A 26,782-nucleotide genomic window follows, 5' to 3' on the forward strand; every position below is an offset into this window, starting at 1 on the left:
AAACTGCCATGGTGCACGGGCAACGTCCACCTTAAACCCCATTTGCCCCAATAACATCATCGGCGGCTGAAGGCCTTGGATTTTGTGCCAGGCCGATAAGTGTCCAGCCCATGTACGCCCCAGTAAATGGACAATGAATGGTCCGGCCTACTTTCAAAACAAATCACCCCATCAAAAAAGAGCCACAAAAGCACCAACACCCAAAGATAAATTCTGAAAAGTGGGCCTTCTGGGTGTATTTAAAACTTAAACCATCAATTTATATAAATTAGCATAACAAACTTTATATCAATATTTAAATTTTTAATAACCATAGCTAAAAACCGTGTAGTCCCACCAAGTTGGTCAACGTACCGCATAAAAGGTTTCACTGATGTTCCAAGAGCCAATGGGCCACGGGCCATCTCCCTATTTTTCTTTTCAGGCGCTCTTTATTTTTGAACAAACTGATTCCATAATGGCCCCTTCCCTTGGCAGGCGAAGGAACACAGACCGAAAATGAGGATGCACGGCAATGATTTCAAAAGAGTTGGATTTTTAAGCATTGTAACATAAAAATGGCAAGGCAATAGTAACCAGGGCCTTACCCATTTGTTTTAAACAAGCACGAAAAGAAGGCAGCGTTGCCCTATTTTTCCGCCTAGTTGACCCTAGAGACCGCTTAGGGCGATTGCCCATCAATCCTTACCTTTGCGCTCCAACTAAAAAAGAACGTGGCAAACATACACCGCAAGACCCTGGAGGACCTTGAATTTCCGACCGTACTGCAGCAACTGTCCCTGAGGTGCAACACGGACCTGGGCAAACAACTGGCCCTTGACGTGGCGCCACTTGCCGAGGAAAAGGACATCAGGGAAGCCTTGGGCAAGACCTCGGAATACCTTTCTTCCTTTGTTAGCGACAACCGCATTCCCAACCATGGGTTCGATGCCATTGGCACCGAGCTAAAACTTCTGAAAATAGACAACACCACCCTGGAGCTACAGGGCTTTAAACGCATTGCCAGCATCTGCGACACCCTGGCCACCCACCAAAAATTCTTTAAAAAGTTCAAGGAGTACTACCCCTTGCTGCAGGCCACGGTGTCCCAACTGGAAACCTCCACGGAGATTCCCGCACTGATCAATGGGGTGATCGACCGGTTTGGTGAGGTGAAGGACAATGCCTCTGACGCCCTCTTGGGCATTAGGCGGCAAATGAACCACGTGCGCGGCAAGATCAGCCAGAGCTTTGGTTCGGCCTTGGCCACCTACAACGCATCGGACTACCTGGACGAGATCAGGGAATCCGTTGTGGAGAACCGCAGGGTGCTGGCGGTGAAGGCCATGTACCGACGAAAGGTAAAGGGCAGCGTCATGGGCACCTCCAAGACCGGCAGCATCGTTTACATAGAGCCCGAGGCCGCTCTAAAATACAGCCGGGAGCTGGGCAACCTGGAGTTTGAGGAAAAAGAGGAGGTACAGCGCATCTTAAAACAGCTCACGGACCAAATAAGGCCGTTTAGAACCCTTTTAAGCGATTATCAGGATTATTTGGCACAGATTGACGTGACCGCGGCAAAGGCCAAGCACGCACAAGATATCAACGCCCTACTGCCCCACATCAACCAAGACAACAGGCTGTACCTGCAAGACGCGTACCATCCCCTGCTCTATCTGAGCAACAAGCGCAACAACCAAAAAACACATCCCCAGACCATAGCGCTGCACGATGAAAACAGGATCATTGTCATTTCGGGCCCCAATGCCGGGGGCAAGAGCATTACGCTAAAGACCATTGGCCTATTGCAGGTCATGCTCCAGAGCGGCATGCTCATTCCCGTGCACGAGCGCAGTGAGGTATGTCTTTTTGAGCAGATCTTAACGGACATTGGCGACAACCAATCCATTGAGAACCATCTGAGCACCTACAGCTATCGTTTAAAGAACATGCAGCAGTTCCTGAAACGCTGCAACCACCGCACCCTCTTCCTGATCGATGAATTTGGCACCGGGAGCGACCCCGAACTGGGCGGCGCCCTGGCAGAGGCCTTTTTGGAGGTGTTCTACGAACGGGGCTCCTACGGCGTCATCACCACGCATTACGCCAACCTGAAGGCCCTGGCCAATGAACTGCCGCACATGAGCAACGCCAACATGCTTTTTGACGGGAGAACGCTGGAGCCCACCTTTCAGCTCGTATTGGGGCAGGCAGGCAGTTCCTTTACGTTTGAAGTGGCCCAAAAGAACGGCATTCCCTACTCCCTGATCAACAAGGCCAAAAAGAAGATAGAGCGCGGCAAGGTCCGTTTTGACGCCACCATAGCCAAGCTGCAGAAAGAGCGCAGCAAAATGGCACAAACGGGCTCCAGGCTGCAAGAGGAGGAAGCCAAGGCAAGGGAAGAAGCGGCCCGGTTGGAGCAATTGAACGCCAAGATCAAATCGAAACTGGAGAACTACCAAGAGCTGTACGACCACGACCAGCGCATGATCCAGCTGGGCAACAAGGTGAACGTGGCGGCGGATAAGTACTTCCAGAACAACAAAAAACGGGTGTTGGTGTCAGAGCTGTTGCGCATTGTGGAGACCGAGAACAGCAAGCGCAAAAAGAAAACGGCCAAGGAGGCCAAGGAGGCACGGGCAAAAAAGGCACAAGTGGCCCAAGAAGTGCAAAAAGAGGTCAAGGTGATCCGTGAGAAAAAACAGGTGGCCAAGAAAAAGGCCGCATTGAAAGCGAAGCACAAACCAAAGCCGGTATTTAAACTGAACGATCGGGTGCGCATGGCCGATGGCAAAGCCGTGGGCACCATTGATAAGCTGGAAAAAGGGAAAGCGGTGGTAAATTACGGGATGTTCACCACCAACGTGAGCGTGGACCAGCTGGAATTGGTGGAACGGAAGCCGTAACAGCATAAAAACAAACACAACAGTTGGTTACAACAAATCGTATACGATTACGGGTTATAAAAATCGACTTCGTGAGCAGGTCTTTTCCGATAAGGCCAACCGTTGAAACCGTTCACCAGGGTCAACAGATTTCCACGGGCATGCCGCCTGCGCAAAATCATATGAACCGAAACCATCTCAGTTGGATCTTGTTGTGACCACCGATCGTAAACGCATCAGGGCGTTGATATAATATTGGGTGTATGCCTCTATATTTTCAGGTGTTGGATTGGTTAACACTTCCTGCAATAAGGGCATTTTTGAAAACTTGAAGTCTTCAAGTTGGTTGTCCCGTTCGGTCATAAGTCTGGAAACCTCCATCAAGACGGCTTCCCGCTCCTTCGCTGTATCCAAGCCATATTTTTCCAAGGCCAATTGAAGTACATTTTTTGATGTGGTGGTCTTTTTGTTGTTGGACACGGAAAGAGGTTCCACATCAAAATAAACCGGCTTGTACTTGGGGTTTACCTCTGCGAGGGCTGCTTGCATACCATTCAGCACTTTCTGCATTTCAGTCATCTCCCGGACCATATCGTTCTGGTTGATGCCTACGGCAGTATTGATATAGGAAAACAGCTCTTCCCCGAAGTATTCTTCCCAAGCCACGCCGACTATGCGCTGATAATCATTGACGCTCATTGCTCCGGGCGCCACGGCCAAAGCCATACCGTCACCATTTCCCGAGGGGAGAATGTAATCGCCCTTGTTCACGGTGCCCAGTACCTTGACCGGGACTTGGCCAATAAAGGCCACCCGTTTGTATTTATGTTCCTCTCCCGGTTGTGGCATGGCCCCCGAGACTATGGGGTTTTGGGAAATGACCATAAAATGGTCCGCCGTGGTAAATCTCTTGGAAATCTCCCCTGCCCTGACCCCTACCACATCCCCGAAAGCCATCTTCTCATCGACATCGGATTTTTTGAGCCATTCTGCATAATCCGCACCGCCCGACTCAAAGGCAGTGCCCCTATTGCTTTCGTTATACGCAACGGTCAATGATATCTGCGCCCCTTGCACAAAAAGGCCAAAGGCGGACCAGGCCACATCATCACAATCCCCCAAAACGGCCAAGCCGCCAATGCATGCCCCTAAATTGGCCCCAAAGGCCACGGATGCCTCCAAGAGGTCCATATACTCCAACAAGAGGTTAAGGGAGTAATCGTTGTTCAGGTAGATATCAAAGGCCCCCGGGGCGGCTGCCGGTGGTGCGGTGTCATCGTCTTCCCGCTCTTCCGCTTCTTCTTCGGTGGGTTCGTTTTCCAACAGTACCTCCAAAATAAAATTCTGGCTCACATCGCTTAAGGCTTGAAATCCCTCTATCCTTCCAATGGGTTCATTATTGGCGTTCCAAAAAGACATAAAGTTATGTTCCCTTGTGGGTACGGTGCTGTTCAATTTTATGGCCATGCCGTGCCTGCTGCCCTGGAGCAGCAATGGATAGGCATCAATATCAGATTGGTTGGTTTCGCTCAACCTAACATCCATGACCACCCTATCTTGAAATTCTGATGCTCCTTGCACTCGCAACCGTTGCAATCTGGTGTTTTGCTCCACAAGGACATCTCCCGTAAACAGGGACGGTGTTTGATTGTTTACGTTTAGGCCATTGTTCAGGTCCGTGATGCCGTCCGCAACCAGATTTCTATGGCGCACATAGGGCAAATAGGTCAACGGTTGTGAGCTAAAGACAGCAAAATCACTGCCCGCTTCAAGGTCTATGTCCACATTCAGCGTTTTTGGCCCGTCCCAATCAATGGCCTCAAAATTTTCGGCCCCGAAACCCGTTGGCTCTCCTTCCCCTATGACAAGGTTTATGGTGCCGTAGTCATCCGTTTGGGTGGCATGGGTCTCTTGGTACTCCAAATTGCCCGTGGCGTCCACAATACTGAACTGCACGGAAATCGCTTTGTTGGGGATGTTGTTGGAGGGCACATCGACTCCCGGAATTTCGTTGGGATTGTTGTCCACCAAAACGGCCTGGTAGTTGATGCCTTCGGTCTGCCCCCAAAGACAGGTGCAACACATAGTGAAGAATATAAGGAATTTCAAAATCTTTTTCATTTTAAAAACTGTTGAAAGCACAATTGCAGCCTGGCAGCATAATGACGATGCCAATACCTATGTTGTGCATGTTGATGTTTAAGGTCTCATTGTCCTCCGGACGGCTGTTCACCAAAGAAAAACTACGTCCGTAACTATAATGGAGGTACAGGGCAGCCTTTTTGGAAATGGGATATTGCGCCCCAATGCCCAAGCGCGGCACCGTAACAAGGTTGCTGAACTCGTCTTCCCCAGATAGGTTAAACACTTGGTTGTTGAGCGTCTGTGTGCCCCTTAACAGATACTCCAAGGAGACTGTGGGCCGTATAAAAATGCGCAAATCCCTGACGCGGGCAAGCTCATAGTGCAGGCCGGTCTGCAGGCCGGCATAGGTAATGTCCCATTCAAAATAATTGTCTAAAAGGGCATCACTGGCCACCGCCCCGTAATTGTTGAGCACCCCACCCAGCAAAAGGTGTACTTTCTCTCCGGACAATTGAAAAAAGTAGGCCGCGTTGATATAGGTGGTATTTGTGGATTGGAGGTTGTCCAGCGTGCCCCCGGCGGAATTTTTGTAATCGAAGCTGGAAAGCGTCTGCCCCCACTCCACATTCAAAAGCTGCCCGTAATGGCAAAGGGAGCACAAAACCAACATGGGAAAGAGCCATTTTTTCATAGTTTGATGAGCTGTTTTGTGGCCCGCTTCCGGCCGGAAACCAATGTTAAAAAATAGCTGCCTTGGGACAAGGCGGGCAGGGAGATGCCCAGTTGATTTGAAGGTGGGTAGGTTTTCTGAAAGACCAATCTGCCCGTGGCATCAAAAAGCTGGGCATCCACACCCTCCCCAAGGCCATTTTCCAGTGTTACCACCACCCCGTTCACAAAGGGGTTGGGAAAGACAACCACCTCCAGGACATTGGGATCGCCGCCCAAAACTATGGGCGGCAGGGGCTGTACATAGCCTTGGCGCAATTGGGTTTGGTTTATCCCAACCGTGCCAATGACGCCACTTTGCCCAATACTGTGGTATAGGAAATACAATCCAGACCCATTGGACACCAAATGGGAGCCACCCGCAGCGGCCAAGGTCTGCCGCTTTGGGATTTGGGAGAGCAAAAGACCGGGAAAAAGAATGGTGAGGAGTAAAAGTTTTTTCATGGTAAAGATCGATTTTAAAAAAATTCCAGCTGCTTCTTTGGTGCAATCATCCGGCACAAGGGCCAACGGCTGGCTTGGGGCGCGCCGCCCAATGTTTTCGTGAGGGGCCCTTCGCGACGCGGCGAACCGTTGGGGCCCCTGCACAAGGCTCAACAGATTGCTTCGTTTTGCTCGCAATGATTCCCGCTTTCGTACAAAAAACCACAAAGCCCGTGCATATAGGACAGCCAACACCAAGTTGTTGAATCCACAACTTTAGGTGCCGACTGTACCATACAACTACAAACACATATCCTATTTTATTCTTCTTACGCTAAAACTTGCCCGAACGTCATGTTGGGGCTGTTCATCAAACCTTAATTCAAAATTGGTGGAGGTTGTGGTCACATCCTTCAACAATACCCTTCTGGACCTGGAACCCAAAAAGTCATCAAAACGGGCATCCTCATCGTTGAGTCGCCCCGATAGTTCAATAAAATCGGTGTTGTAATCAGGGCGGTACAGTTCAACATCAACGAAACTGTTTATGGTGTGGGTGCCGGTGACCCTTAGGTTATTGGACTTGCTTCTGCTCCAAACCACTTCCTCTTTGTTGGGTATGCTTGTTTTTCCTTTCACGTTTCCAAATAGTTCCAAGTGCGATCCTTCCAGTCCGCCAGGGGTCTGCGCAATACGAAGGCTGTTGATGCTTATCCTAAAAACGGGGTATGCCAGATCACAGGTTCTAATGGGATATTCGGAGGTTAAAACTACCCGGGCCACCGGGGTGCCTTTTTTTATGTACCGTAGTTTATAGGCCAATGGAGCTCCCGGTGATTCGTTGGAGTAGTCCCCGCCCTCGCTAATGAACCTGAACACATCCTCTGGCCCGTTAATGGCCTGGGCCGCATCGCTCCCAGACCCACCTATGATCAAGGCCTTGATGTTGGATTCATTGATGGTCTTTTGGTATTCCGCTTCAATGCTGCCGTCCCCGGAGGCGAAAGAGGCGCTGAACGCCGCGTTGATTTCTGTACGGCTCGCATTGGTTTCAATGGTGTACAGAACCATTCTTCCGTATGCCACGGAGGCAACATAGACCGGACTTGTAGATCCCAGGGCCTCCAGATCTGGTACGGAGGCAAAAAGATCACTTGGGTCATTCGGGGGGTCCATATCAATGGTATAGTACGTTTGGAGGTATTTAAGGACAAATCTGTTCTTAAATGTGCTTTGGTTAAAATCAAAAGACCCCGAAACACTTGCGCCTGCAGACCTGTAATTGGCCCCAATGGCCACATTGAGCTGTTCAGATGAATATACCTGTTCTATCTCAAAATTTATTCTCGCCGGAGTGGCACCGGTGACTTCTTGGTCCAAAATGGTCTTAATCTCCTCTCTAACCGTTGAAAGTTTTGGATCTTGAACCGTTATTACCGGACTTCCGCTAATATTTGTGAGGGAAGCGGACAATGTTATCGGGGCCCTATCTGCCGTAATGGGGACATACTCCCCCGTAGGTATGGACTCCCCTTTTAAAAGCGCACCGGGAAAAATGACATCCGTGGATGGGTCCAAGGCCAGCATCTCGTCAAAACCGGGTGCTGCTTTGAAAAGTTTGGTAAAACATTCCAGGGAGGTGTCTTCGGTGTCCCGCTCCGGATCGCCATCCGCCAGCTTAATGGGCTCACTGAGTTCCTCTGGTTGTTGAAAAAATTGCAGCGCTGCTACTTTTTCATTGAACTCGGCTGCAGCATTGCCTGAAATTGGCAATGTACCGTCATTGCTTTCATCCTTACTGCAAGAGATGGCCCATAAGACTGCTGTACAAAGAATGAATCTGAACAAGCTACTGATTGGTGGATAATAGGTTTTCATGATGTCAAGGTTTTAATGGATTCAACACCCCTAAACTACCCTCATCCGAGCCATCATCCTATTATGTAACATGGACAAACTATGGACAGTACGGCCTAAAAGACCTAGAAATGGAGATGGACAATGGTGGGGACACCATTTTTATATTTTAAGATAACATATTGTTTTTCAGCTATTTAATCTAATAAATATTTATATCTATTTCTGAAATGCCATAGACAAAGCATGGACAGCCCAAAAATGAGCCCGTACTGGGGCTTTTTTCGTTTTCATTTAAAAGGTATCTTGAAAACCAAAGACAAGGACAGCGATGAGAACGATCACCTTTTTTCTTTTTATGGGTTGCATTCCCATCTTGGGCATTTATGGTCAGAACAAGGAAAAAATAGACAGTCTGCTCATGCGTTACAGCCAAGAAAGCAGCGTACGGGAAAAAGTGTATCTGTTGGATGATTTGAACGATTATTACATCTATAGCGCTCCGGACAGTGCCAAAAAAATCATCGAGGAAATGATTGCCATTTCAAAAGCGGACAACTACAAGCACGGCATTTTGCGGGGCGAATTTCTGTTGGGACATTACTACAGCACCATAGGACTACAGGATACGGCAGCCGTATATTTTAGAAAAACCTTGGAACGCACCAAAAGGGACAATGACGATACCTTCCTGGCCACGGCACTGAAGAACCTGTCCATCTATGAGTCGCACTTGGGCAACTATCCAGAAGCCATACGGCTAATGGATTCCTCGGCCGCCATACAGTATGGTTGGGAAGATTTTATGCGCTACGGATCGGGACAGAGCGCCATAGGGCGCATCTACTACGAAATGGGCAACTATCCCAAGGCCATGGAAATGTACCAAGCTGCCCTAAAGACCCTGGACACCATAGCCATCACTTCTTATCACAAAGCAGATGTGCTGGGCAACATAGGGGGCCTGCACAACACCCTTGGTAATTACGATGAGGCACTACGGTACTATGCGATGGCGATGACGGTCTATGAACAAACGGACGACCACCTGTACCAAGCCAACACCCTCATTGATATGGGCAATGTTTACTTGGCAAAAGGCCAGTACGATCAAGCCCTTGCCCATTACCAAAGCGCCCTGGACCTGGGACGGGAATACGATTTTCCCACGGTACGGGAACTGGCCTTCGCCAATATGGGCCATGTGCACAAGGCCACGGGACGGTACACCACGGCCATAGCTTACTTAAGGGATGCCCTGGACATTGAGGAAACCGAGACGTCCAGCATCAACAGAGCCCAATACCTCGCTGAGATGGGCCATGCCCAGCTGTTGGCCAAAGCACCCAGGGAAGCGCTGGCCATTCTGGACAAAGCCGTGGCCCTGGCAGATTCCGTAACCATAAACAACGAACTACAGACCGCACTGGCCTACAGGGCCCTGGTACACCAAGATTTGGGGTCATTGGAAGAAGCCATATCGGATCTGAAGCGATCACAGGTCATCAAAGACAGTCTTTTTTCGCTTCAAAAGACCAAACACATCAATGAACTGCACACCCTTTACGAAACCGAAAAAAAGGAAGCCGAAATAGCGCTGCAAAAAGAGGAAATAAACACCCTGAACGAAAGGGCGAAAGTAGATACGCTGACCAAGAGCCTCTATGCCGGGGGCTTCTTTACCTTTGTGGCCGTGTCCGGATTGCTGTTCTTTGGTTTTAGGCAACGCATCAAGAAAAACCGAATGGCCCGGGAGAAACAGGAGGCCATATACAAACAGGAAATTGAGCACAAGAAAAAGGAACTGGCCAGCCAGACCCTTCATCTGGTGCAAAAGAACACTTTTATCCAAGAATTGATGGAGAATTTGGAAAGCATAAAGAACTCCCCGGAAAAATTCAAGATGGAATTTCGCCGCATTGTGATGCTGCTAAAAAAAGAAAATGCGTCGGACAAGGACTGGGAAGTGTTCAAGACCTACTTCGCCGAGGTGCACAACGACTTTGACCAAAAGCTAAAGACTTTGTACGCGGACATTTCCGAAAAGGAAATACGATTGGCTGCTTTTTTGCGGATGAACCTCACCACCAAGGAAATCGCCGCCACCCTGAACGTGTTGCCCGATAGCATCTTGAAGTCCAAATACCGCCTAAAGAAGAAACTCAACCTGGACAAGGATACCGACCTTACCAGTTTTTTAAATGGTTTGTAGGCCCGGTTTCCCACCAGGACCTTTAAAAATAAATCTTGAAGTATTGGTTTGGTTTAATACCTTATTGTATTGAATATAAATACTTTGAAAAATATTTAATTTCCTCACTTCTGACTGATGACCGCTTTTCTGCTACCACATTGAACAAACAACAAACGGCCACCTTCGGCTCCGCTTGCACAAAGCAGACGGCTCCGTACGCCCGTACGGGCAGATCATGATTGTTGACGGACACGTGGAAGCAAAAGCCCCCAAAGAATCTGAAACCAAGAAGGGTAAAATCCCTTAGGGGCTCAGCCACCATTCGCCTAGTACAACAAATACGGCCCGGCAACGAGCCCTTCGTTGGCATTGGCAATAAAGAATTGGGTACCGTCCCCGTTAAAATATACCTGTTGGTACATCCTATTGTCCAGCTCCAGGGCGCAGGCGGCTCCGACCGCTTTAAAAGGAAACACGTCTTTGGGCAGGGTGTTCAGGTCAAAAATACCCTCCCACAAGAGTACGGTATTGCTGTTGGCTCGCCTTCGGTCCAGTTCCACCCAGCGGTTGGGCAGTTCTGCCTGATAAAAATTATGAAAGTCACTGAATGAAAACTCATCGGTTGGATCTACATCTTCCGCTCTCCCAAGATAAAGGGCAGCGCCAATGCCGGAGTTTAGAACACTGGCTATGTCCGTTGATGCATTTTCCGTAAACCAAACCGAGTTCAACGCTATTTTAAATCGTTCTCCCGTGCTAGTGTTGAATTCAATGTTCAACGGGGATTCCGTTGGGAACTCCATTGGATCAAAGGACAGGGTACGATTGTTCCGGTAAATTTCGACCGTATTGCCAGTTTCATCCACAATGCCCATGGTGTCCCAACTTCTGTGATAAGCGGCGGTCACATATTCCGCATCAATGACCGGTAACAGGCCGTTGGTGTCCTTGATGCCGTAAATGGGTGAAATTGCACCGGTGGTTACGTTCAACCACGCATAAGAGGTTCCCGCACCGTTAAAGACCACGATATGGCCGCGGGCAAACATAAAGGCCGCTCCCACCCCATCATCAAACAGGCCCAACAAGGGTCTGAAGTTGTCCGGTGGCAGCGCTCCTTCCAGTTGGCATAGCCGTAGGTTAAAATTGGCTTCTAGGGTATGGCCCGCCATGTTTTCCGGTTGGGCAATGCTGCGCACTTCATGGAACAGCGGCTGTGCACTGCCAATGGCCGCAGGTTCGGACAGAAGTTCGGCAAGCGTATTAAGGTCCACTTCGCCCAGTTCCTCATAAGGGCCCTGTGCATTGTTGGACCGTATGGCCACTTTGAGGGACATGGATTCCAGGTCGTTTAAAATCTCGGTCTGCAAGTTGCCCTCCAGGGACTCCTGAAAAGAATGGAAGGCCTCACCTATCTTTTCCTCCGCTGTACCGGAGAACGTGGTGGTTTGTAGGAGAATATAAAATTGGCGCCCGTAGCCCACCTTAGAAACAAAGACCGCCGGATTGGTGTCCGATATGTAGGGGGCAAGGTCCGAAGGTGCAACAGAGGCATCAAAATAGCCTTCCATGCCCAAGGGCAGTTCATAGTTCACCCCATAATAGTCTTGTTTCAGGGCAATCCAAAAACTATTGACGTCCGCCGATTGTCCAATGGCCAGTGCGGTCGCGAACCGGTCTTCAAAATCAGCCTCGGAAAGCCCCATCTCCAAGGCCAGTTGTGCGGCGTTCGCCACCGGTGAAATCGCGATTTGGAAAGGCCCCGGGGCAGGATTGAACTGATCCAAGAGCTCGCTGCGGCCCAAACTGACTTGGGTATTGTTGAATTCTGGAATGGAGACTGTCCCCAGAATACCCTTGTCCGCCCCGGTGAGCACCAGGGAGCCGCCCGAACGCTTGGCGGGTATGGCCGTAGGGGTGCCCGAAGCGATACTGTTTCCCTGTAAAAAACTGCCCGGATACAGTACCGTGCCAGGTGCTCCCCAAATGGGAAATGCATTTTTGGTGGCAGACTTATCTATGACAAATTCCGAGCACGTATAGCGCACCTCTTCCAAATTCCCGTTATAGAGCTGGCGTGCCACTTCGGGATCTGCAGGGTTCACGCTCAAGGTATCGGTTGAAGTTGTGGGCACAACATTGGGCAGACTGCCCAACTTGAGCACATCGGCAAAAAGGCCCTCTGGCTCCGGCACTGGTGCCGGTTCTTCTTTCTGCAATTCTTCGGGAACATCCATTGCAGGGTCATCGCTGTCACTGCAGGCCATCAACAAAAGGAAAGGGAGGCTCACGACCACCATTCCGGCAAAATGCACATATCTGTTTCTCAACTGTTTCATCTTCATTGTTTTTTTTGGTTCTTTCCCTAAGGTATGGCAAACTAATGGCCATGGCCAGAAAAGCGGATGGACAAAGTATGGACAAGACAACGGACTATGGAAAAACCCCAAATAGAAACTGGAGCGCCATACAACATCAATGTACATCTTGATGGCAAGGAAAAGATAAAGACCCCAAAACCCGTGCTGGAACAAATGCTCCGCAAGACCTTGGGGCCTCGCACATCTCTCGGCTAGTATAACAGATAGGGCCCAGCAACCAGCTCCTCATCCGTATTGGCAATGAAGAACTGATTTCCGGCTGCGTTAAAGTAAACTTGTTGGTACACGTCGCGTTCCAACTCCAGGGCACAGGCCGCGCCCACCTCCGTAAAGGGAAACAACGCCCTGTCCGCATCCCGTAGGTCAGACACCGGACTCCAAAAATAATCGGCGGAACGGTTCACCACCCGAACATCTCGCTCTACCCATCGGTTGCTCTGTCCTTTTTCGAAAAAATTGTTGTAATTGCTGTAAGAAGCATCGTCCGTGGGATCTGTTTGGTTGGCACGGCCCATATAAACGGCGGCCTCTATGCCAGATTCCAGAAACGGAGCCGTCTCCCCTGGAGCGGAAGCCGTTTGCCAAAAGGGGTTGATTTCCGATGTTACCAATTCGCCCGAAAAACTGCTGATGAAGGGCCTAATGGGAGCCTCGGTGGGAAAGGCCGTGGGGTCGTTGTTGGACAGCGTATTGGTATTTACATAAATTCCAACAGTGCCGCCTTGTTCATCAAAGATATAAATGGTTCCGGCGTTGCTCCCTGCAAATGCCGCCCCCACGGCATCCGGAAAAAGGACGGGGAGAAGCCCGTCTGGATCTTTGATGCCGTAAACCGCTGAAATCTGTCCGGTAACCGCGTTGAGCCAGGCATACTCGGTGCCCGCTCCATTAAAGACCGCAATATGTCCGCCATCAAAAAAGAAGGCGGCACCAATACCGTCCTCAAAAAGTCCCACCAAGGGAAGAAAACCTTGTGGGGGGAGTGCCCCTTCCTTAGCACATGAAGCCTGTTCATAACGTGCTGTAAGGCTGTACCCTGCTCTATTGTTTGGTTGGGAAACGCCCCGAACCACGTAGGATACGGCCTGGGCATTGGCGGGCACAACGGGTTGGGAAAGCAGCTCGGCCAACTTGGACAGGCCCACGTCCCCCATTTCGGTGTAGGGACCCTGTGCATTGTTGGAGCGCACGGCCACGGTCACGGACAGGGATTCCAGGTCGTTCAGCACCTCGGTCTGCAAGCTCCCCTCCGTGCCGCCCTCAAAGGCACTGAAAGCCGTATTGATCTTCTCGAGGGCGGTATTGGCAAAGGTGCTTGTTTCCAAGAGCAGGTAAAACCGTCTTCCGTAATGTACTTGCGATACAAAAGCAGCGGGGTTGTTCTCGGAAACATAGGGCGCCAGATCGGACGGGGCCACTTCGGGGTCAAAATAGCCTTCCATGCCCAAGGGAAGTTCATAGCTCAGCGCATAGTATTTCTGCTGCAGGGTGACCAAGAATCGGTTTGCGCCCTCCTCACCGTTCCATGACAAACCACTGTCAAAATAGGTCTGGAAATCGGCCTGGGGCCACCCCAACTCAAAGGCCAAGTGCTCTTTGTCCGCAATGCCCACCACCTCCATTTGAAACAAACCCACTGCCGGGTCCAAGGCCGTAAGTAGCTCGGTCCGGGCCAAAGCCACCTCGGTATTGTTAAACTCCGGCACCTCCACCGTACCCAAAACGGATCCGTCCGCACCGGTGAGTGCCAAGGTGCCGCCCGCACGTTTCGCGGGAAGGGCCAGAGGAGCCGATTGGCCCAGGGAATTCCCCTGCAAAAAACTTCCGGCATACACCACTGCCCCCACATCGCCCCAAAGGGGCAATTCATTTATGGTGGCCGAGGCTTCAATGGCAAGTTCCGAACACTGGTAGCGTACGCTTTCCAAATTTCCGTTGAAAAGCTCGCGCACCAACTGGGACTCGGTGGCAATGGAAGAAACCGTGTCCCTGGACATCGCGGTCACCGCATTGGGCAGCACCCCCAATTGCAACACATCCGCAAAAAGACCCTCTGGTTCTGGCTCCGTTTCGGGTTCGGGAACTTGTTCTTCATTCTCCGTGGGCAGGTCCATTTCCGGATCATCGCTACCACAAGACAGCAAAAGGAAGAAGAACAAAAAACAACCGTAACGGATGGTCCAAGACGATGGGACTGTGGATGACCTTTTCATTTTGTTTGGATTTTTGGTTTGTTGCCCAAGATATGTTCCAATGGGCCTCTCGCCTAAAAAGAGGAATGGACAAAGTATGGACAACCTGCTTAAACCTACCCCCACCAATGTACCGTGGCCATGTTGCCCGACAAAAATCAAGATCCATTTAGTACACCTTTACAAAACCGTCCCATTCCCCACACGTTGTTAAACAACACGCTGGACCCTTCTTTGGCCTTTCCCATAAAAGTTTTCCCTGCAGGGCGCCCCTCCAAGGATTCGCCCAGTCTGAGCTTCAATTTCCCTTGCTGCACCGTATCTTTGCCCTGTGGAAGAGCAGAAAAAAATTGTGTTGTTCGATGGGGTGTGCAATCTGTGCGATGCCTCCGTGCAGTTTATCATTAAACGCGATAAAAAGGATGTCTTTCGCTTTGCAGCGCTGCAGGGCGAAACCGGACAACAGCTCACCCAAGAGCGCGGTATTGACACCCAAAAGGTGGACAGTATAATACTCATAGACCCCGGCGTGGCCTACTACACCAAATCGGATGCCGCATTGCACATAGGCAGACAATTAAAGGGGTATCGCAGGCTGAGCGCCCTGTTTCTTTGGGTTCCCAGACCCCTAAGGGATTTCGTATACGATTTTATCGCCCGCCATCGCTATGGGTGGTACGGAAAAAAAGAGGCCTGTATGGTGCCCACAGCCGAGGTAAGGGCGAAGTTTTTGGAGTGAAGATAGCAGCCACAAGACACAAGCATAAAAGTCTTTGGAAAAGCTGCCCTCCCCAACCGCCCCCCGAACCCAAAAGGTGTCCTTGGGCCCGTCCCCGCTCTGGGAAATCCACCTCAACATGACCACGGGTGCCCACGAAGAAAACCCCTCCGCTTTTCCACAACGGGGTGGAAAACCACCTCCCCTTAATCAAGGGGAGGAGCCGGTTTGGTTTTCAAAATTAAAATTCGGTTTCTTTCACATTGTCTTTATTTCTACAGATGGTCCCATCACCAATCTTCCTGAATTCACCCTTTGGACTTACTGCGGACCATGACGGATGTTCTAAAATCAAATCAAAAAAATTCTGGTACGCCCCCCTGCTCAACCGGGCCCGCCCGAATGTCTCGTACAGGCGGGCCCGCCCGAACCCAAAAGGTGTCCTTAGGCCCTTCCCCGCTCTGGGAAATCCACCTCAACATGACCACGGGCGGCCACGAAGAAAACCCCTCCACTTTTCCACAACGGGGTGGAAAACCACCTCCCCTTGGGCAGGATAACTGAAAGGGCCTTTCTGCTGCATCCCATCAAACAAAAAATGCGCCCTTTCCGCCAGCGCAAGCTTCAAATCGCCCTAAAAACAAGGTTTCCCTACGCGCTACCCAATCTACACACACAAGGCGAAATAAAAGGCTGATTGGCCATACAGGGGTGTATTTAGGTATTGTTCTGACCAAGCCGTGGTGTTCCGCAATGGGCAATGCCCCACCTTGGCCTTTCTTCCCCAAATGACAACTCACTTCAGCAACTGCTTCAGAATACCAAAATAGCGCTCCTCAAAACTGGAAAGGTCATTGTGGTTCCCGTTTTGTACGGGGAAAAATTCCTTGGCGCTTGCGGCCGAGGCCCGGAACAACCGTTCGCCGTGGGCAAAGGGCACCAGGTTGTCATCAGTGCCATGGATGATGTAGGTGGGCACCTGGATATGGGCCATGTTCTCCAGATTTTGAAACCGAAAGCGCAGCAGCCAATCCACCGGAAGAAAGGGATAGGTCTCCTTGGCCACTTCCAGGATGCTCACAGGGGTGGACTCCAACAGCATCCGGGCGGGTTGTCGTTGCCTGGCCATATGGGTGGCGAAAAAACCGCCCAAAGACCGGCCGTACACGGTAATGTTCGATTCTGGAAATTGAGCGGCACAATAATCATAGAAGAGGAGACCATCATCCAGCATCTTGTCTTGCCGTCGTTCCCCGGTGCTTTTGCCGTATCCGCGGTAATCCCAGATCACCACATCGTAACGGTAGCGTTCCGCCAAAATAACGCCCCACTGGCCCCAGGAATCCAACTCCCCCGCATTCCCGTGGCTGTAGAGCAAGATGCCCTTGGGTTCGTCTGCCCGGAAGTGTAGGCCGTTTAGCACGGCACCATCCGGGGCGGTCATGAAAAGTTCCTCAAAGGGCCGATCAAAGGCAAACTTATGGTCTTGCGGTAGGGCGGTGCTGTGAAAGATCATTTTTTCCTGAAAAAAGTACAACATGGTCCAAAAAAAGATTAAGGTAATGCCCAAGAGGCCCAGAACACGCAAGAATCGTTTCATCATCGCTGCTGTTTTTTCTTAAAGCCAAAACTGCTTGTTGCCGGGTCTATTTCCTTTGGCAGCTTGGAATGTAAGATTTCCTCCAAAAACCGATGGTATTGGGGAAAGGTGTGCAAGTTGTTGTGTCCGCCACCAATAATGGGATACAGCCGCGAACGCTCGGGGTTCACCTTGGAGAGTTTTATGCTGGTGTTGAAAGAGATGAGCCGGTCATTGGTGCCGTGCAAGATCTTAACGGGGCAGCGTACGTACTCCAACCATTTATAGGTCCTTATGGGAAAACGCAGCAGGAGGGACACGGGCATTACGGGCAGGTACCTCTTGGCAATGTGCCGCATGCTGTAATAGGGGGCATCCAAAATGAGCATCCGCGGGTTGTTCTTTGAGGCCAGCTTGGCGGCAAAACCAGAGCCAAGGGACCGGCCGTAGAGCACAATGTACTTTTCCGGCACCTGTGCCTTTAAAACGTCGTAGGCGTACTGTAGGTCTTTCTTTATCCCCGCCTCCGTGCGCACGCCGGTGCTCTTGCCAAACCCCCTGTAATCGATCATCAACACATCAAAACCGTGGCGGGTAAAATCTATGGCAAACTTACCCCAGCCCTTTAGGCTCCTGGAATTGCCCTTGAGGTAGAGCACAATGCCCTTGGGCTTGCGCACCTTGAAATGTATCCCGTTGAGGTTCACCCCTTCGGCCACCTCAATATTGTACTCGTCAAACACTTGGTTTTCATACTTAAACTCAAAATCGTCAGGAAGCCTTTCCGGTTTAAAGATGAGGCGTTCCTGAAGAAAATAGGCGATGACATTGGCCAGGAGAAAGAGCACCACAACAACAACGATAAATGGGCCCCATTGCATTATTTCAAGTGGTTTAGGATAAAGTCCAGGGTTTTGTCCGTGTTCAAATTTTCCTTAAAGGCCAGATTGGTATGTTTGTTTCGTTTGGCCAGACCAAGTTGCTGCATTTTCTCTATGACATCTTCTGCATCCAGCGAGACCTTGCCGGACAATAGCGGCTCCATGGAGCCCCCTTGCCTGTAGCGCTTGTAAATTTTCCGAAGACCACTGAGATAGAGCCGGTCTTTGGTAAGACCTCCTCCCCTATGCGCCCTCAAGGTAATGGAAAAGGCATCGTCCCGGTTAAGTTTGTACTGGTTGTGGATCATATCGAAGGTATCGGAAAAGCTGTAACCTTTGATCAAACTGTCCGATGCCAAAACCCTATAAGACAATTCTTTAAGTCTTTTAAGGGTGAGCGCCCCGCTCATGTACTCGCTGAACACGGCCAGACCTTCCTGGGTCTCCACATTCTTTGGGAACCCGTTGGAGAATATTTGCAGGGGCTGTTGCCGCGCATTGTAGGTGGTGACCAGGTGCACCCCTATTTCGTGGTTGGCCAAGGTGAGCAATTGGTTCTTGCTGAACTTGGCGTTGCGCTTAATGAGCAGGGTCTCGGTGGCATTGCTCACCATGGCATCGGCGGCGATATGGGTGGAAAACTTAATGTTAAGCGGAAAATCGTACCGTTTGGAAAAGGCTTCAAAATAGGCCTTGGCATCATCGGGGCCAAAGGTTTTTTCCATGACCCGTGCCCTGGGGGCATCGGCAAAATGGAGAATGAACTTGGCGTTTTCCACATCCTTTTCATTGGGCGAACCGTACACCCGCAAAGAATTGTAGTGAAAGCGCCTTTTTTGGCCAATGGTGGCAATGCACTGCACCATATTGGCGTAATAGTATATGGTTTCTTCGTACATGGCCCGCAGTTCATCGTCCGCTATGCGCTCCAAGCGCTGGGAAAAGAACAAGCGGTGCAGTTTGTAGGGCTGGAATTTTAATTTCGGATAACGAAAGGTAGGGTTTGCCGTATATTTTGAAGCGAAGAAGAGTTGCTTCTCCTTTTCTATGTTCAAGGGGTTCACGTAGCTCAACAGCTCAATTTTACGGATGAGCCGATCTAAGTTGCCATCGATCTCGAACAAAGGTTCGTGGGTTTTATGCAAGGCAATGGAATGTGGGGTGGCGATCATGTTCTTTTATGAAATTCAGATGCCTGTAAAGGTATCAATTCTTTCAATTGGGAGGCCACGGCCTGCACCACCTCCGGAAAAATGGTTCCCGTGTGCTCGTCACAGTACACCTTGGCCACTTCAGTGGCCAGCACCAGGGTATGGCCAAAGTGTCCGGTAATGTACTTTAGAAAGTGGCCGTTGCCCTGAAAGGTGTCGTTGATGCCGGAAGTTTCGGGAATGCCGTGCGGCAACGTGATACCGCCCAATCTTTTGCTCCAGCTGCGGATGGTCTCCGCATATCGCGCACCGTCCACATTGGCGGTGCCCAAGTTCCAAGTGGGCACTGGGCGGTCCCATCGCTTCCAGTTGTAGCTGTGCATGTCAAAAACCAAAAGCTTGCCGTGCATCGCTTCCAATGTGCCGATAAGGGCATGCACCACCCCATAGAAGGCCCCATGCTTTTCCAGGCTCTTGCGCCGCTCGGTTTCGGGCAAGGGGTTTCGCCAAAGTTTTTTTCCCCAAGCATCTGTGTATATGGCCGTTTCAGGCGGCCTGTTCAAGTCGTACTCGAATCTGCTGTCGCATCCGGCCAGCACAATGGGGTGGGCATCCACCATCTGTTTGGTACAGGGGTCTTCCTCGTACCAGCGTTCGTGCTCCGTATGCAGGCAATGCTCCCAGAGCGATGGCCTAAACTGGTGCCCGTCATGCACGGCGGCACAGACATAGGGCGCGTAGTCTTCGATCTTAAGGGTAAAGGAATAATCGTCGCAAACGGCATGGAAACATTCCTTGTCGCGGATGCGGGCCACCATCTCCGTGGCAGGGAGCCTAAGCATTGTCCACCTCGTTTCGCAGTCGGGAGCGCCGATCAAAGGCCTGCAGCTTGTCCAGCACCTTGCTCTCCACAAAATCAATGACCTTGGCCTGTATCTTGGTCTTGTACACCTTGTTCATATAGGTTACGCCACCGGGGCTCATGACGTTCACTTCCACCAACTTGCCCCCTATGACGTCAATGCCCACAAAAAAGAGGCCGTCCTTGACCAATTTGGGCCCGATCTGTTTGCAAAGGGCCTTCTCCTGCTTGGTCAGTGCATGTTTGGCCACCGTGCCACCGGCAGATACATTGGAACGATGATCGTCCGAGCCCGGAACGCGCTTCATGGCCCCAATGACCTCGCCATTGAGCATCAGTACCCTGACGTCTCCTTGGTCCGCCCCCTCAATGTATTCTTGTAGGATCACGTAATTGGAGGTCCCATCTGCATTGGTGATGTAAAAATCCAACAGGGACTTAATGCTGCTCATGGCCGATTTTTCGATCAATATCACCCCAGAACCGCCAAAACCGTTCAAGGGCTTTAGGATCATCTTGTCCGCCTTGGATTCCTTGATCTGGCGTATGAGGTAGTTTTTGTTTTTGGATACGTGGGTGGCGGGTATGATGTTGCTGTGCGAATCGCCAAAGGCCGCCGTGTAGAGCTTATTGTTGGCCTCACGCAGGCCCTGGAGGGAGTTCATGATGAAGACATCATCCTTTACGGAGTCCAAAAAGTTGAGCATTAATGGGTCCAGGGGCGGATTGGCCCGCATAAAGATGACATCGAAACCGGCCAAGGGCAACATTTCTTCCCTCAAGGTGGTCTGCTTATAAAACGATTTTAAGCTGGCAGACACCTTTTCCGTTCTGTTCAGTACCGTACAAAAGGCATTGGTAACGCTGTTGCGGATGGTGAGATTTGCGGGAGAACAAAGGGCAACCCCGTGCTTTCTTTTTACGCACTCGTGGATCAGGGCCAAGCTGGTATCGTTCTCCGCATCTATTTCCTCCCAGGGGTACATTAAAAAACAAATGTTCATAAGCTGATGGGTTTGGGTTTTCTAAAAATAGCAAATCTTGGGGCTTCGGAAGCTTTCCATGGCAAATACTTGCCCATACGGGAAGCTCTGGTGCCCAGCGCTCCGCCACCAAACGTGAAACCCAGTCCGAGCCGCCCTATTTTACCTTGTGGTAATGGTCGTCCCAATGCTTTACCCGGGGTTTGCCCAACTTGCCCACGGACTTGGCCACCATCATGGACACACAGGCATCTCCGGTAACGTTCACCACGGTGCGGCACATGTCCAAGGGCCGATCTACCGCAAAGATCAGGGCCAGGCCTATGGCGAGCTTATCCGGAGGGAAACCAATGGATTCCAGCACAATGACCAACATGACCATTCCCGCACCGGGAACGGCCGCCGAGCCAATGGAGGCCAAAAGGGCCGTGAGCACAATGGTGAGCTGATCGCCGAACGTAAGGTCAAAGCCCAGGGCCTGGGATATGAACACGGCGGCCACCCCTTGGTAGAGGCTGGTGCCGTCCATATTAATGGTGGCCCCCACGGGCAGTACAAAACTGCTCACTTCCTTGTGCACCCCAATATGCTCCTCTACCCGCTCCATGGTCACCGGAAGGGTGGCCGCACTGCTGCTGGTGGAAAAGGCCAAAAGCTGGGCCGGACTGATCTTGCTCAAAAAATTAAAGGGATTGTACCGGGTAAAGACGGAAACCACCACGCTGTAAAAGACGATCATTAAGGAGAGCCCCAAAACCACCACCCCGGCATACTTTAAGAGGGCCACCAAAAGATCGGGGTCGCCCGAGGAGACCACCACATTGGCCAAAAGGGCGAACACGGCCACCGGGGCCGTGAGCATGATAAGGTCCACCATTTTGAGCACCACCTCGTTCAGGGCATCAAAAAAATCCTTTAGGGGCTTGGAGCGCTCCTCTCCTATGAGCAACATGGAAATTCCCAAAAATATGGTGAAAAAAATGACCTGAAGCATCAGGGCGTTGTCACTGAGGGCGGCAAAGGCGTTGTCCGGCACAATGTCTTCCAGAAACTGCAGCGGGCCGCTGTCCTTTTGGCGCGAAGCTTCTTCCAGTTTAGCGGTAACGCCACTATCCCCGCCATAAGTTTCCGTGAGCTTGGCAATGGTGTCTTCCCCGATGCCGTTTCCCGGTTTCAAAAGATTTACCAACAACAGGCCAATGGTAATGGCCACTACCGTGGTGGCCACATAAATGACAATGGTGCGCAGACCAATGTCCCTGAACTTGGAGATGTCCTTGAGGTCCGATATGCCCTTTACGAGGGAAGCCAGTATCAGGGGAATGGCAATGAGCTTCAAGAGCTTCACAAAAATGGTCCCAATGGGGTTGATCCAGTCGTTAACAAAAGCTGCCCCGCCGGACAAAAACGTCATTCCAAACCCGAAAAGAAGGCCCAACAGCATTCCAATCAGGATTTGCCAGTGCAATTCCAGTTTCCTCATAAAACAAATTTGGTTCGGAGGGTAAGATAATATTTATATGCGAAGTATTGGGAACGATGTCCCAAAAACATCTTGTTCTCGGCCGCCATCCCCATAGTGGCCACCTCTCCCCCTTGCCGATCACTACCCCATGTTACTGAACCCCAAAAAGAAAAAAACCAATAGATTTCCCCTCGGGCGGGGACCCCTTACTCTGGGCCCTACCCGCGCCAAGCTCAAGGCGTGGTCTTGATGGTCCTGTTGATCAAGGCATGATCTGCCAGCACCAGGGCGGTCATGGCCTCCACAATGGGCACGGCCCTTGGCACCACGCAGGGATCGTGCCTGCCCTTGCCCTTTGTCTGCACCATGTTCCCTTGCCTGTCTATGGTCTCGTATCCCTGAATTACGGTGGCCACGGGCTTAAAGGCCACCTTAAAGTAAATGTCCATCCCGTTGCTTATACCTCCTTGAATGCCACCACTGTGATTGGATTCCGTGGAGCCGTCTGGCCTAAATTTGTCGTTGTGTTCGCTGCCCTTCATTTTTACGCCCGCAAAGCCACTGCCATATTCAAACCCCTTTACGGCGTTGATGGAGAGCATGGCTTTTCCCAGTTCGGCATGCAACTTATCAAAAACCGGTTCGCCAAGGCCCACCGGGACGTTTTTGGCCACACAGGTAATGACACCGCCAATGGTATCGCCCTCTTTCCGTACCGCCTTGATGTGTTCTTCCATTTTCGCGGCCATTTCCGCATCCGGACAACGGACGGGATTGCTCTCAACCAAAGAAAGGTCCAACTCCTGGTACCCTTTTTCCAAGGTCAAAGGGCCCACCTGGGAAACGTAGGCATTAATGGCCACCCCTTGCAGAAACTGCTTGGCAATGGCCCCGGCCACCACCCTACTGGCCGTTTCCCTGGCAGAGCTACGGCCACCACCTCGATAATCGCGGAAGCCATATTTTTTGTCGTACACATAATCGGCATGCGAAGGGCGGTAAGAGTCCTTGATGTGCCCGTAGTCCTTGGATTTCTGATTGGTGTTGTAAATGGCGAAACCAATGGGCGTTCCGGTGGTCTTGCCCTCAAAAATACCCGAAAAGAACTCCACGGCATCGGGTTCCTTGCGTTGGGTGACGATGGCCGACTGGCCCGGTTTTCTTCTATTGAGCTCTTTTTGCACCGCTTCCAGGTCCAGGGCAATCCCCGCGGGACATCCGTCCAATACCCCGCCAATGGCACTTCCGTGCGATTCCCCAAAGGTGGTTACCCTAAAAAGGTGTCCAAAACTGTTTCCGGCCATACTGTGTTCTTTTGGTCTTGCCCCAAGCGGACAAAAACCAAAGGTAAATCTTAATGTGGTGAGATAAAAATTTGTTTGCCCACCTAGGCCAACCCTAGAGCACATCCCAAACATGACCAATGATGTCCGTGAGGCGCTTGCCGGAACCAAAGGCCGTGCCATTTTTTGAACTCCATACCCAGAAAGAAACCAGCCCCATGGCCTATGGCAGTCGGTTCCTTGGCACGGGACGCGGGCGTGGTTCGCCCCCCATTTGTACTTCCCTCAAAATTGGGGTTCTACCACCCATATTGTGAAAACGAAAATGGTATTGGCCAGACATAGGCCTCTAAGATGTATGACCAAAAATAGGCCCGATTACAATCACCCGGAAAGTAAATCCATGTAATTTATAGGGCGACAAATATAAAATCCAACGTCTTAGGTCTTGCCGTTTTAAGTCACACGGAAAACAAGAGTATTTACCCACCTTTGTCATGGTCCCGCCAAAATTGGATGGGCAGTTTTCCCGCAAAAATATTTTGTAATGGTTCTTTGCCACCGTACCCGAAGGGCTGGGGCAGAAAAATGCCCCCATAAATCACCTAGTGTTAAGTTAAAGCTGAATTGGCGTATAAGGCTCCCGCAGGTGCGGGAGTGGATTTTGTGGCAGATTTAGGCACGACATAGCAAGTGCTATGGGCGAGATGCTGCGAAGGCAAGGCATGGCAGTAGTTACGGAATTTTTTTTTAACGACAATATGCCGCAAAAGAAGCATTGGATCATGCGACGAATTTGGCTTAACTTAACACGAGATTGCTTATTTTTAAAACGATAACCAAATACCCTACTCCTTAGGTGCTGCTCCTCTTACTTTTGGCCAGTGTGGCCCTCATTATTTTCTTGACCGCCAAGTGGAAGGTGCATCCGTTCTTGGCCCTTTTATGCGCCTCCCTCTGTTATGCCCTTGGCAGCGGCATGCCGTTGGGCGCCATCCTGACCTCCATTGAAACCGGGTTTGGGGGCACTTTGGGCAAAATTGGCCTGGTGATCCTGCTCGGTGTCATCATCGGGGCTTTTTTGGAACACACGGGCGCAGCCTATAAGATGGCCAATGCGGTTTTGAGGCTCATAGGCCCAAAAAAGGTGCATGCGGCCATGGCCCTCATTGGCTACGTGGTCTCCATACCGGTCTTTGCCGACAGTGGTTTTATTATTTTGGACCCCCTGAACAAATCGCTCACCAAACGGGCCAAACTCTCTTTGGCGGGGACGGCCGTTGCCCTGATGCTGGGCCTTATGATCACCCACGTCATGGTGCCGCCCACTCCAGGTCCCATTGCGGCCGCGGGGATCTTGGAGGCCAACATTGGCTTGGTCATGGGCCTGGGCCTGGGCATTGGCAGCGTTGGGCTGCTGGTGGGCATTGCCTTTGCCAAGCACGTTGCGGGATCCACCTATATAGATCCCAGGCCCAATGTGGACGATGAGGAGATCGCACAAAAAATGGCCCAGGCCCCGAGCACCTTTGTTTCCTTTTTGCCCATTGTGGTGCCCATTGTGCTGATCGTACTGAAATCGGTCGTGAACTTTGTCTGGCGGGACATCCCGGAAAAGAATACGTTGCACGTGCTGATCGATTTTTTGGGCGCCCCCGTTATTGCCCTCATCATTGGAACGCTCTTTGCTTTTCTCCTTCCCAAAAAATTTGACCGTGCCATGCTGTCCGAATCCGGTTGGGCGGGCAAGGCCTTGCTGAGTGCCTCCAGCATCCTGCTCATTACCGGGGCCGGGGGTATTTTTGGGGCCATTTTGCAGAACTCCGCCATCGGGGATGTCCTGGCAAACTCGTTACAGGGCAGCACCCTGGGCATAGCACTGCCCTTTCTCATTGCGGCCGCCCTCAAGACCGCGCAGGGTTCGTCCACCGTGGCCCTCATTACGGCGGCCTCCATCATGGCACCGATGGTGGGGCCCATGGGCCTGGAAAGCGACATGGACCGCGCCCTGATGGTCGTGGCCATTGGTGCCGGGGGCTTGGTGATCTCCCACGCCAATGACAGCGCCTTTTGGGTGCTTACCCAAATGACGGGGATGGACGTAAAAACAGGATACCGCCTTTATACCACAGGGGCTTTACTGGTAGGTGTTTGCTGTGCCCTATTGGTTTTTTTACTAAGCTGGCTGTTATAAAAAAACGCACCGTGGCCACGGTGCGTTTTTTCATTTTATCAACCTTGAGAAAACAATTTAGTGTTAAGTTAAAGCTGGATTGGTGTATAAGGCTCCCGCAGGTGCGGGAGTGGATTTTGTGGCAGATTTGGGCACGACATAGCAAGTGCTATGGGCGAGATGCTGCGAAGGCAAGGCATTGCAGTAGTTACGGAATTATTTTTTAACGACAATATGCCGCAAAAGAAGCATTGCATCACGCGACGAACTTGGCTTAACTTAACCTTAGTTTCCTTTTTTGTAATCGGCCAAGAATTTGGCCAGTCCGCTATCGGTAAGCGGGTGTTTTAGGAGTCCTTTAATGGAAGCCAATCCGCCGGTCATGACATCGGCACCAATTTTGGCGCAGTTTACCACATGCATCACGTGGCGCACGGAGGCGGCCAGGATCTCGGTTCCATAGCCATAGTTGTCATAGATGAGCCTAATATCTGCAATAAGCTCCAGGCCATCTGTGGAAATATCGTCCAACCTACCGATGAAGGGAGACACGTAAGTGGCCCCGGCCTTGGCGGCCAGCAGGGCCTGTCCGGCAGAGAACACTAGGGTAACATTGGTCTTTATGCCCTTATCGGAGAAGTACTTGCACGCCTTTACACCATCGGCGATCATGGGCAACTTCACCACGATCTGTGGGTTCAGGGCCGCCAACTTTTCGCCCTCGGCCACCATACCGTCAAAATCCGTGGAAATCACCTCGGCGCTCACGTGGCCATCCACCAGGCCACAGATCTTCTTATAGTGCTCCAAAATGTTATCGGCCCCCGTAATGCCCTCCTTGGCCATCAGGGAGGGGTTGGTGGTGACCCCGTCCAACACCCCCATATCCTGGGCTTCCTTGATCTCTTCCAGGTTTGCTGTATCTATAAAAAATTTCATCTTTTTCGCTTTTATATGTTAGT

Annotated in this window: 18 protein-coding genes; 4 read left to right on the forward strand and 14 right to left on the reverse strand. The window is 51.0% G+C overall.

Annotated features, from left to right (window positions below):
* The first annotated feature begins 713 nt into the window (after nucleotides 1-713).
* Nucleotides 714-2,885, forward strand: a complete 2,172-nt coding sequence (locus ACKWCC_RS00670; RefSeq protein ID WP_413993955.1) for an endonuclease MutS2 — start codon at nucleotides 714-716, stop codon at nucleotides 2,883-2,885.
* Nucleotides 2,886-3,062: 177 nt separating this feature from the next.
* On the opposite strand, the gene ACKWCC_RS00675 is transcribed toward ACKWCC_RS00670, so the two are convergent.
* From ACKWCC_RS00675 to ACKWCC_RS00690, 4 genes are all read right to left on the reverse strand, one after another.
* A complete protein-coding gene (locus ACKWCC_RS00675) occupies nucleotides 3,063-4,985 on the reverse strand; it encodes a hypothetical protein (protein ID WP_413993956.1) in 1,923 nt (640 codons plus the stop codon).
* Nucleotide 4,986: 1 nt separating this feature from the next.
* Complete coding sequence (locus ACKWCC_RS00680) at nucleotides 4,987-5,640, reverse strand: hypothetical protein (RefSeq protein WP_413993957.1); 654 nt, start codon at nucleotides 5,638-5,640, stop codon at nucleotides 4,987-4,989.
* Nucleotides 5,637-6,122 carry a T9SS type A sorting domain-containing protein gene (locus ACKWCC_RS00685; RefSeq protein ID WP_413993958.1) on the reverse strand — a complete coding sequence of 162 codons (486 nt, stop codon included), beginning with the start codon at nucleotides 6,120-6,122 and terminating at the stop codon, nucleotides 5,637-5,639. Before ACKWCC_RS00685 ends, ACKWCC_RS00680 begins: the two co-directional genes overlap by 4 nt.
* A 294-nt stretch (nucleotides 6,123-6,416) precedes the next feature.
* Nucleotides 6,417-7,979 (reverse strand): thiol-activated cytolysin family protein, encoded by a 1,563-nt coding sequence (locus ACKWCC_RS00690; RefSeq protein WP_413993959.1) that lies wholly within the window; start codon nucleotides 7,977-7,979, stop codon nucleotides 6,417-6,419.
* Nucleotides 7,980-8,289: 310 nt separating this feature from the next.
* Between ACKWCC_RS00690 and ACKWCC_RS00695 the strand changes: the two genes are divergently transcribed.
* Nucleotides 8,290-10,170, forward strand: a complete 1,881-nt coding sequence (locus ACKWCC_RS00695; protein ID WP_413993960.1) for a tetratricopeptide repeat protein — start codon at nucleotides 8,290-8,292, stop codon at nucleotides 10,168-10,170.
* Nucleotides 10,171-10,478: 308 nt separating this feature from the next.
* Here ACKWCC_RS00695 and ACKWCC_RS00700 read toward each other — a convergent pair whose 3' ends face one another.
* Nucleotides 10,479-12,491, reverse strand: coding sequence for a thiol-activated cytolysin family protein (locus ACKWCC_RS00700; RefSeq protein ID WP_413993961.1), 2,013 nt, complete (start codon nucleotides 12,489-12,491; stop codon nucleotides 10,479-10,481).
* Between the two features lie 233 nt (nucleotides 12,492-12,724).
* Nucleotides 12,725-14,746: a thiol-activated cytolysin family protein gene (locus ACKWCC_RS00705; protein WP_413993962.1), complete on the reverse strand. Its 2,022-nt coding sequence runs from the start codon at nucleotides 14,744-14,746 to the stop codon at nucleotides 12,725-12,727.
* A 310-nt stretch (nucleotides 14,747-15,056) separates the two neighbouring features.
* Between ACKWCC_RS00705 and ACKWCC_RS00710 the strand changes: the two genes are divergently transcribed.
* Nucleotides 15,057-15,464 carry a thiol-disulfide oxidoreductase DCC family protein gene (locus tag ACKWCC_RS00710; RefSeq protein WP_413993963.1) on the forward strand — a complete coding sequence of 136 codons (408 nt, stop codon included), beginning with the start codon at nucleotides 15,057-15,059 and terminating at the stop codon, nucleotides 15,462-15,464.
* A gap of 775 nt (nucleotides 15,465-16,239) precedes the next feature.
* Here the strand turns inward: ACKWCC_RS00710 and ACKWCC_RS00715 are convergent.
* From ACKWCC_RS00715 to aroC, 7 genes are all read right to left on the reverse strand, one after another.
* Nucleotides 16,240-17,043 (reverse strand): alpha/beta hydrolase, encoded by an 804-nt coding sequence (locus ACKWCC_RS00715; protein ID WP_413993964.1) that lies wholly within the window; start codon nucleotides 17,041-17,043, stop codon nucleotides 16,240-16,242.
* Nucleotides 17,043-17,903 (reverse strand): alpha/beta hydrolase, encoded by an 861-nt coding sequence (locus ACKWCC_RS00720; RefSeq protein WP_413993965.1) that lies wholly within the window; start codon nucleotides 17,901-17,903, stop codon nucleotides 17,043-17,045. The genes ACKWCC_RS00715 and ACKWCC_RS00720 overlap by 1 nt, the downstream gene beginning before the upstream one ends.
* The gene (locus tag ACKWCC_RS00725; RefSeq protein ID WP_413993966.1) at nucleotides 17,903-19,075 is read right to left on the reverse strand and encodes a flavohemoglobin expression-modulating QEGLA motif protein; all 1,173 of its coding nucleotides are present in this window, start codon (nucleotides 19,073-19,075) and stop codon (nucleotides 17,903-17,905) included. Before ACKWCC_RS00725 ends, ACKWCC_RS00720 begins: the two co-directional genes overlap by 1 nt.
* Nucleotides 19,072-19,896 (reverse strand): N-formylglutamate amidohydrolase, encoded by an 825-nt coding sequence (locus tag ACKWCC_RS00730; protein WP_413993967.1) that lies wholly within the window; start codon nucleotides 19,894-19,896, stop codon nucleotides 19,072-19,074. The genes ACKWCC_RS00725 and ACKWCC_RS00730 overlap by 4 nt, the downstream gene beginning before the upstream one ends.
* Nucleotides 19,889-20,920, reverse strand: a complete 1,032-nt coding sequence (gene gshB / locus ACKWCC_RS00735) for a glutathione synthase (RefSeq protein WP_413993968.1) — start codon at nucleotides 20,918-20,920, stop codon at nucleotides 19,889-19,891. The genes ACKWCC_RS00730 and gshB overlap by 8 nt, the downstream gene beginning before the upstream one ends.
* 136 nt (nucleotides 20,921-21,056) lie before the next feature.
* A complete protein-coding gene (locus tag ACKWCC_RS00740; protein ID WP_413993969.1) occupies nucleotides 21,057-22,382 on the reverse strand; it encodes a dicarboxylate/amino acid:cation symporter in 1,326 nt (441 codons plus the stop codon).
* A gap of 215 nt (nucleotides 22,383-22,597) precedes the next feature.
* The gene (gene aroC / locus ACKWCC_RS00745) at nucleotides 22,598-23,668 is read right to left on the reverse strand and encodes a chorismate synthase (protein WP_413993970.1); all 1,071 of its coding nucleotides are present in this window, start codon (nucleotides 23,666-23,668) and stop codon (nucleotides 22,598-22,600) included.
* 838 nt (nucleotides 23,669-24,506) lie between these two features.
* Between aroC and ACKWCC_RS00750 the strand changes: the two genes are divergently transcribed.
* On the forward strand, nucleotides 24,507-25,841 hold the full coding sequence (locus tag ACKWCC_RS00750; RefSeq protein WP_413993971.1) for a GntP family permease: 1,335 nt from the start codon (nucleotides 24,507-24,509) through the stop codon (nucleotides 25,839-25,841).
* A 264-nt stretch (nucleotides 25,842-26,105) separates the two neighbouring features.
* On the opposite strand, the gene fsa is transcribed toward ACKWCC_RS00750, so the two are convergent.
* Nucleotides 26,106-26,759, reverse strand: coding sequence for a fructose-6-phosphate aldolase (gene fsa, locus ACKWCC_RS00755; protein ID WP_413993972.1), 654 nt, complete (start codon nucleotides 26,757-26,759; stop codon nucleotides 26,106-26,108).
* Nucleotides 26,760-26,782: the final 23 nt, after the last annotated feature.

This window comes from Maribacter aquimarinus, from assembly GCF_047345505.1.
Lineage (GTDB): Bacteria > Bacteroidota > Bacteroidia > Flavobacteriales > Flavobacteriaceae > Maribacter.

Bases quoted from the DNA above. Each gene is read 5' to 3' on its own strand.
- gshB (WP_413993968.1), bottom strand. From the start codon at position 20,920: ATGAACATTTGTTTTTTAATGTACCCCTGGGAGGAAATAGATGCGGAG.
- ACKWCC_RS00695 (WP_413993960.1), top strand. From the start codon at position 8,290: ATGAGAACGATCACCTTTTTTCTTTTTATGGGTTGCATTCCCATCTTG.
- fsa (WP_413993972.1), bottom strand. From the start codon at position 26,759: ATGAAATTTTTTATAGATACAGCAAACCTGGAAGAGATCAAGGAAGCC.
- ACKWCC_RS00725 (WP_413993966.1), bottom strand. From the start codon at position 19,075: ATGATCGCCACCCCACATTCCATTGCCTTGCATAAAACCCACGAACCT.
- ACKWCC_RS00730 (WP_413993967.1), bottom strand. From the start codon at position 19,896: ATGCTTAGGCTCCCTGCCACGGAGATGGTGGCCCGCATCCGCGACAAG.
- ACKWCC_RS00675 (WP_413993956.1), bottom strand. From the start codon at position 4,985: ATGAAAAAGATTTTGAAATTCCTTATATTCTTCACTATGTGTTGCACC.
- ACKWCC_RS00700 (WP_413993961.1), bottom strand. From the start codon at position 12,491: ATGAAACAGTTGAGAAACAGATATGTGCATTTTGCCGGAATGGTGGTC.
- ACKWCC_RS00720 (WP_413993965.1), bottom strand. From the start codon at position 17,903: ATGCAATGGGGCCCATTTATCGTTGTTGTTGTGGTGCTCTTTCTCCTG.
- ACKWCC_RS00685 (WP_413993958.1), bottom strand. From the start codon at position 6,122: ATGAAAAAACTTTTACTCCTCACCATTCTTTTTCCCGGTCTTTTGCTC.
- ACKWCC_RS00740 (WP_413993969.1), bottom strand. From the start codon at position 22,382: ATGAGGAAACTGGAATTGCACTGGCAAATCCTGATTGGAATGCTGTTG.
- ACKWCC_RS00690 (WP_413993959.1), bottom strand. From the start codon at position 7,979: ATGAAAACCTATTATCCACCAATCAGTAGCTTGTTCAGATTCATTCTT.
- ACKWCC_RS00715 (WP_413993964.1), bottom strand. From the start codon at position 17,043: ATGAAACGATTCTTGCGTGTTCTGGGCCTCTTGGGCATTACCTTAATC.
- aroC (WP_413993970.1), bottom strand. From the start codon at position 23,668: ATGGCCGGAAACAGTTTTGGACACCTTTTTAGGGTAACCACCTTTGGG.
- ACKWCC_RS00705 (WP_413993962.1), bottom strand. From the start codon at position 14,746: ATGAAAAGGTCATCCACAGTCCCATCGTCTTGGACCATCCGTTACGGT.
- ACKWCC_RS00680 (WP_413993957.1), bottom strand. From the start codon at position 5,640: ATGAAAAAATGGCTCTTTCCCATGTTGGTTTTGTGCTCCCTTTGCCAT.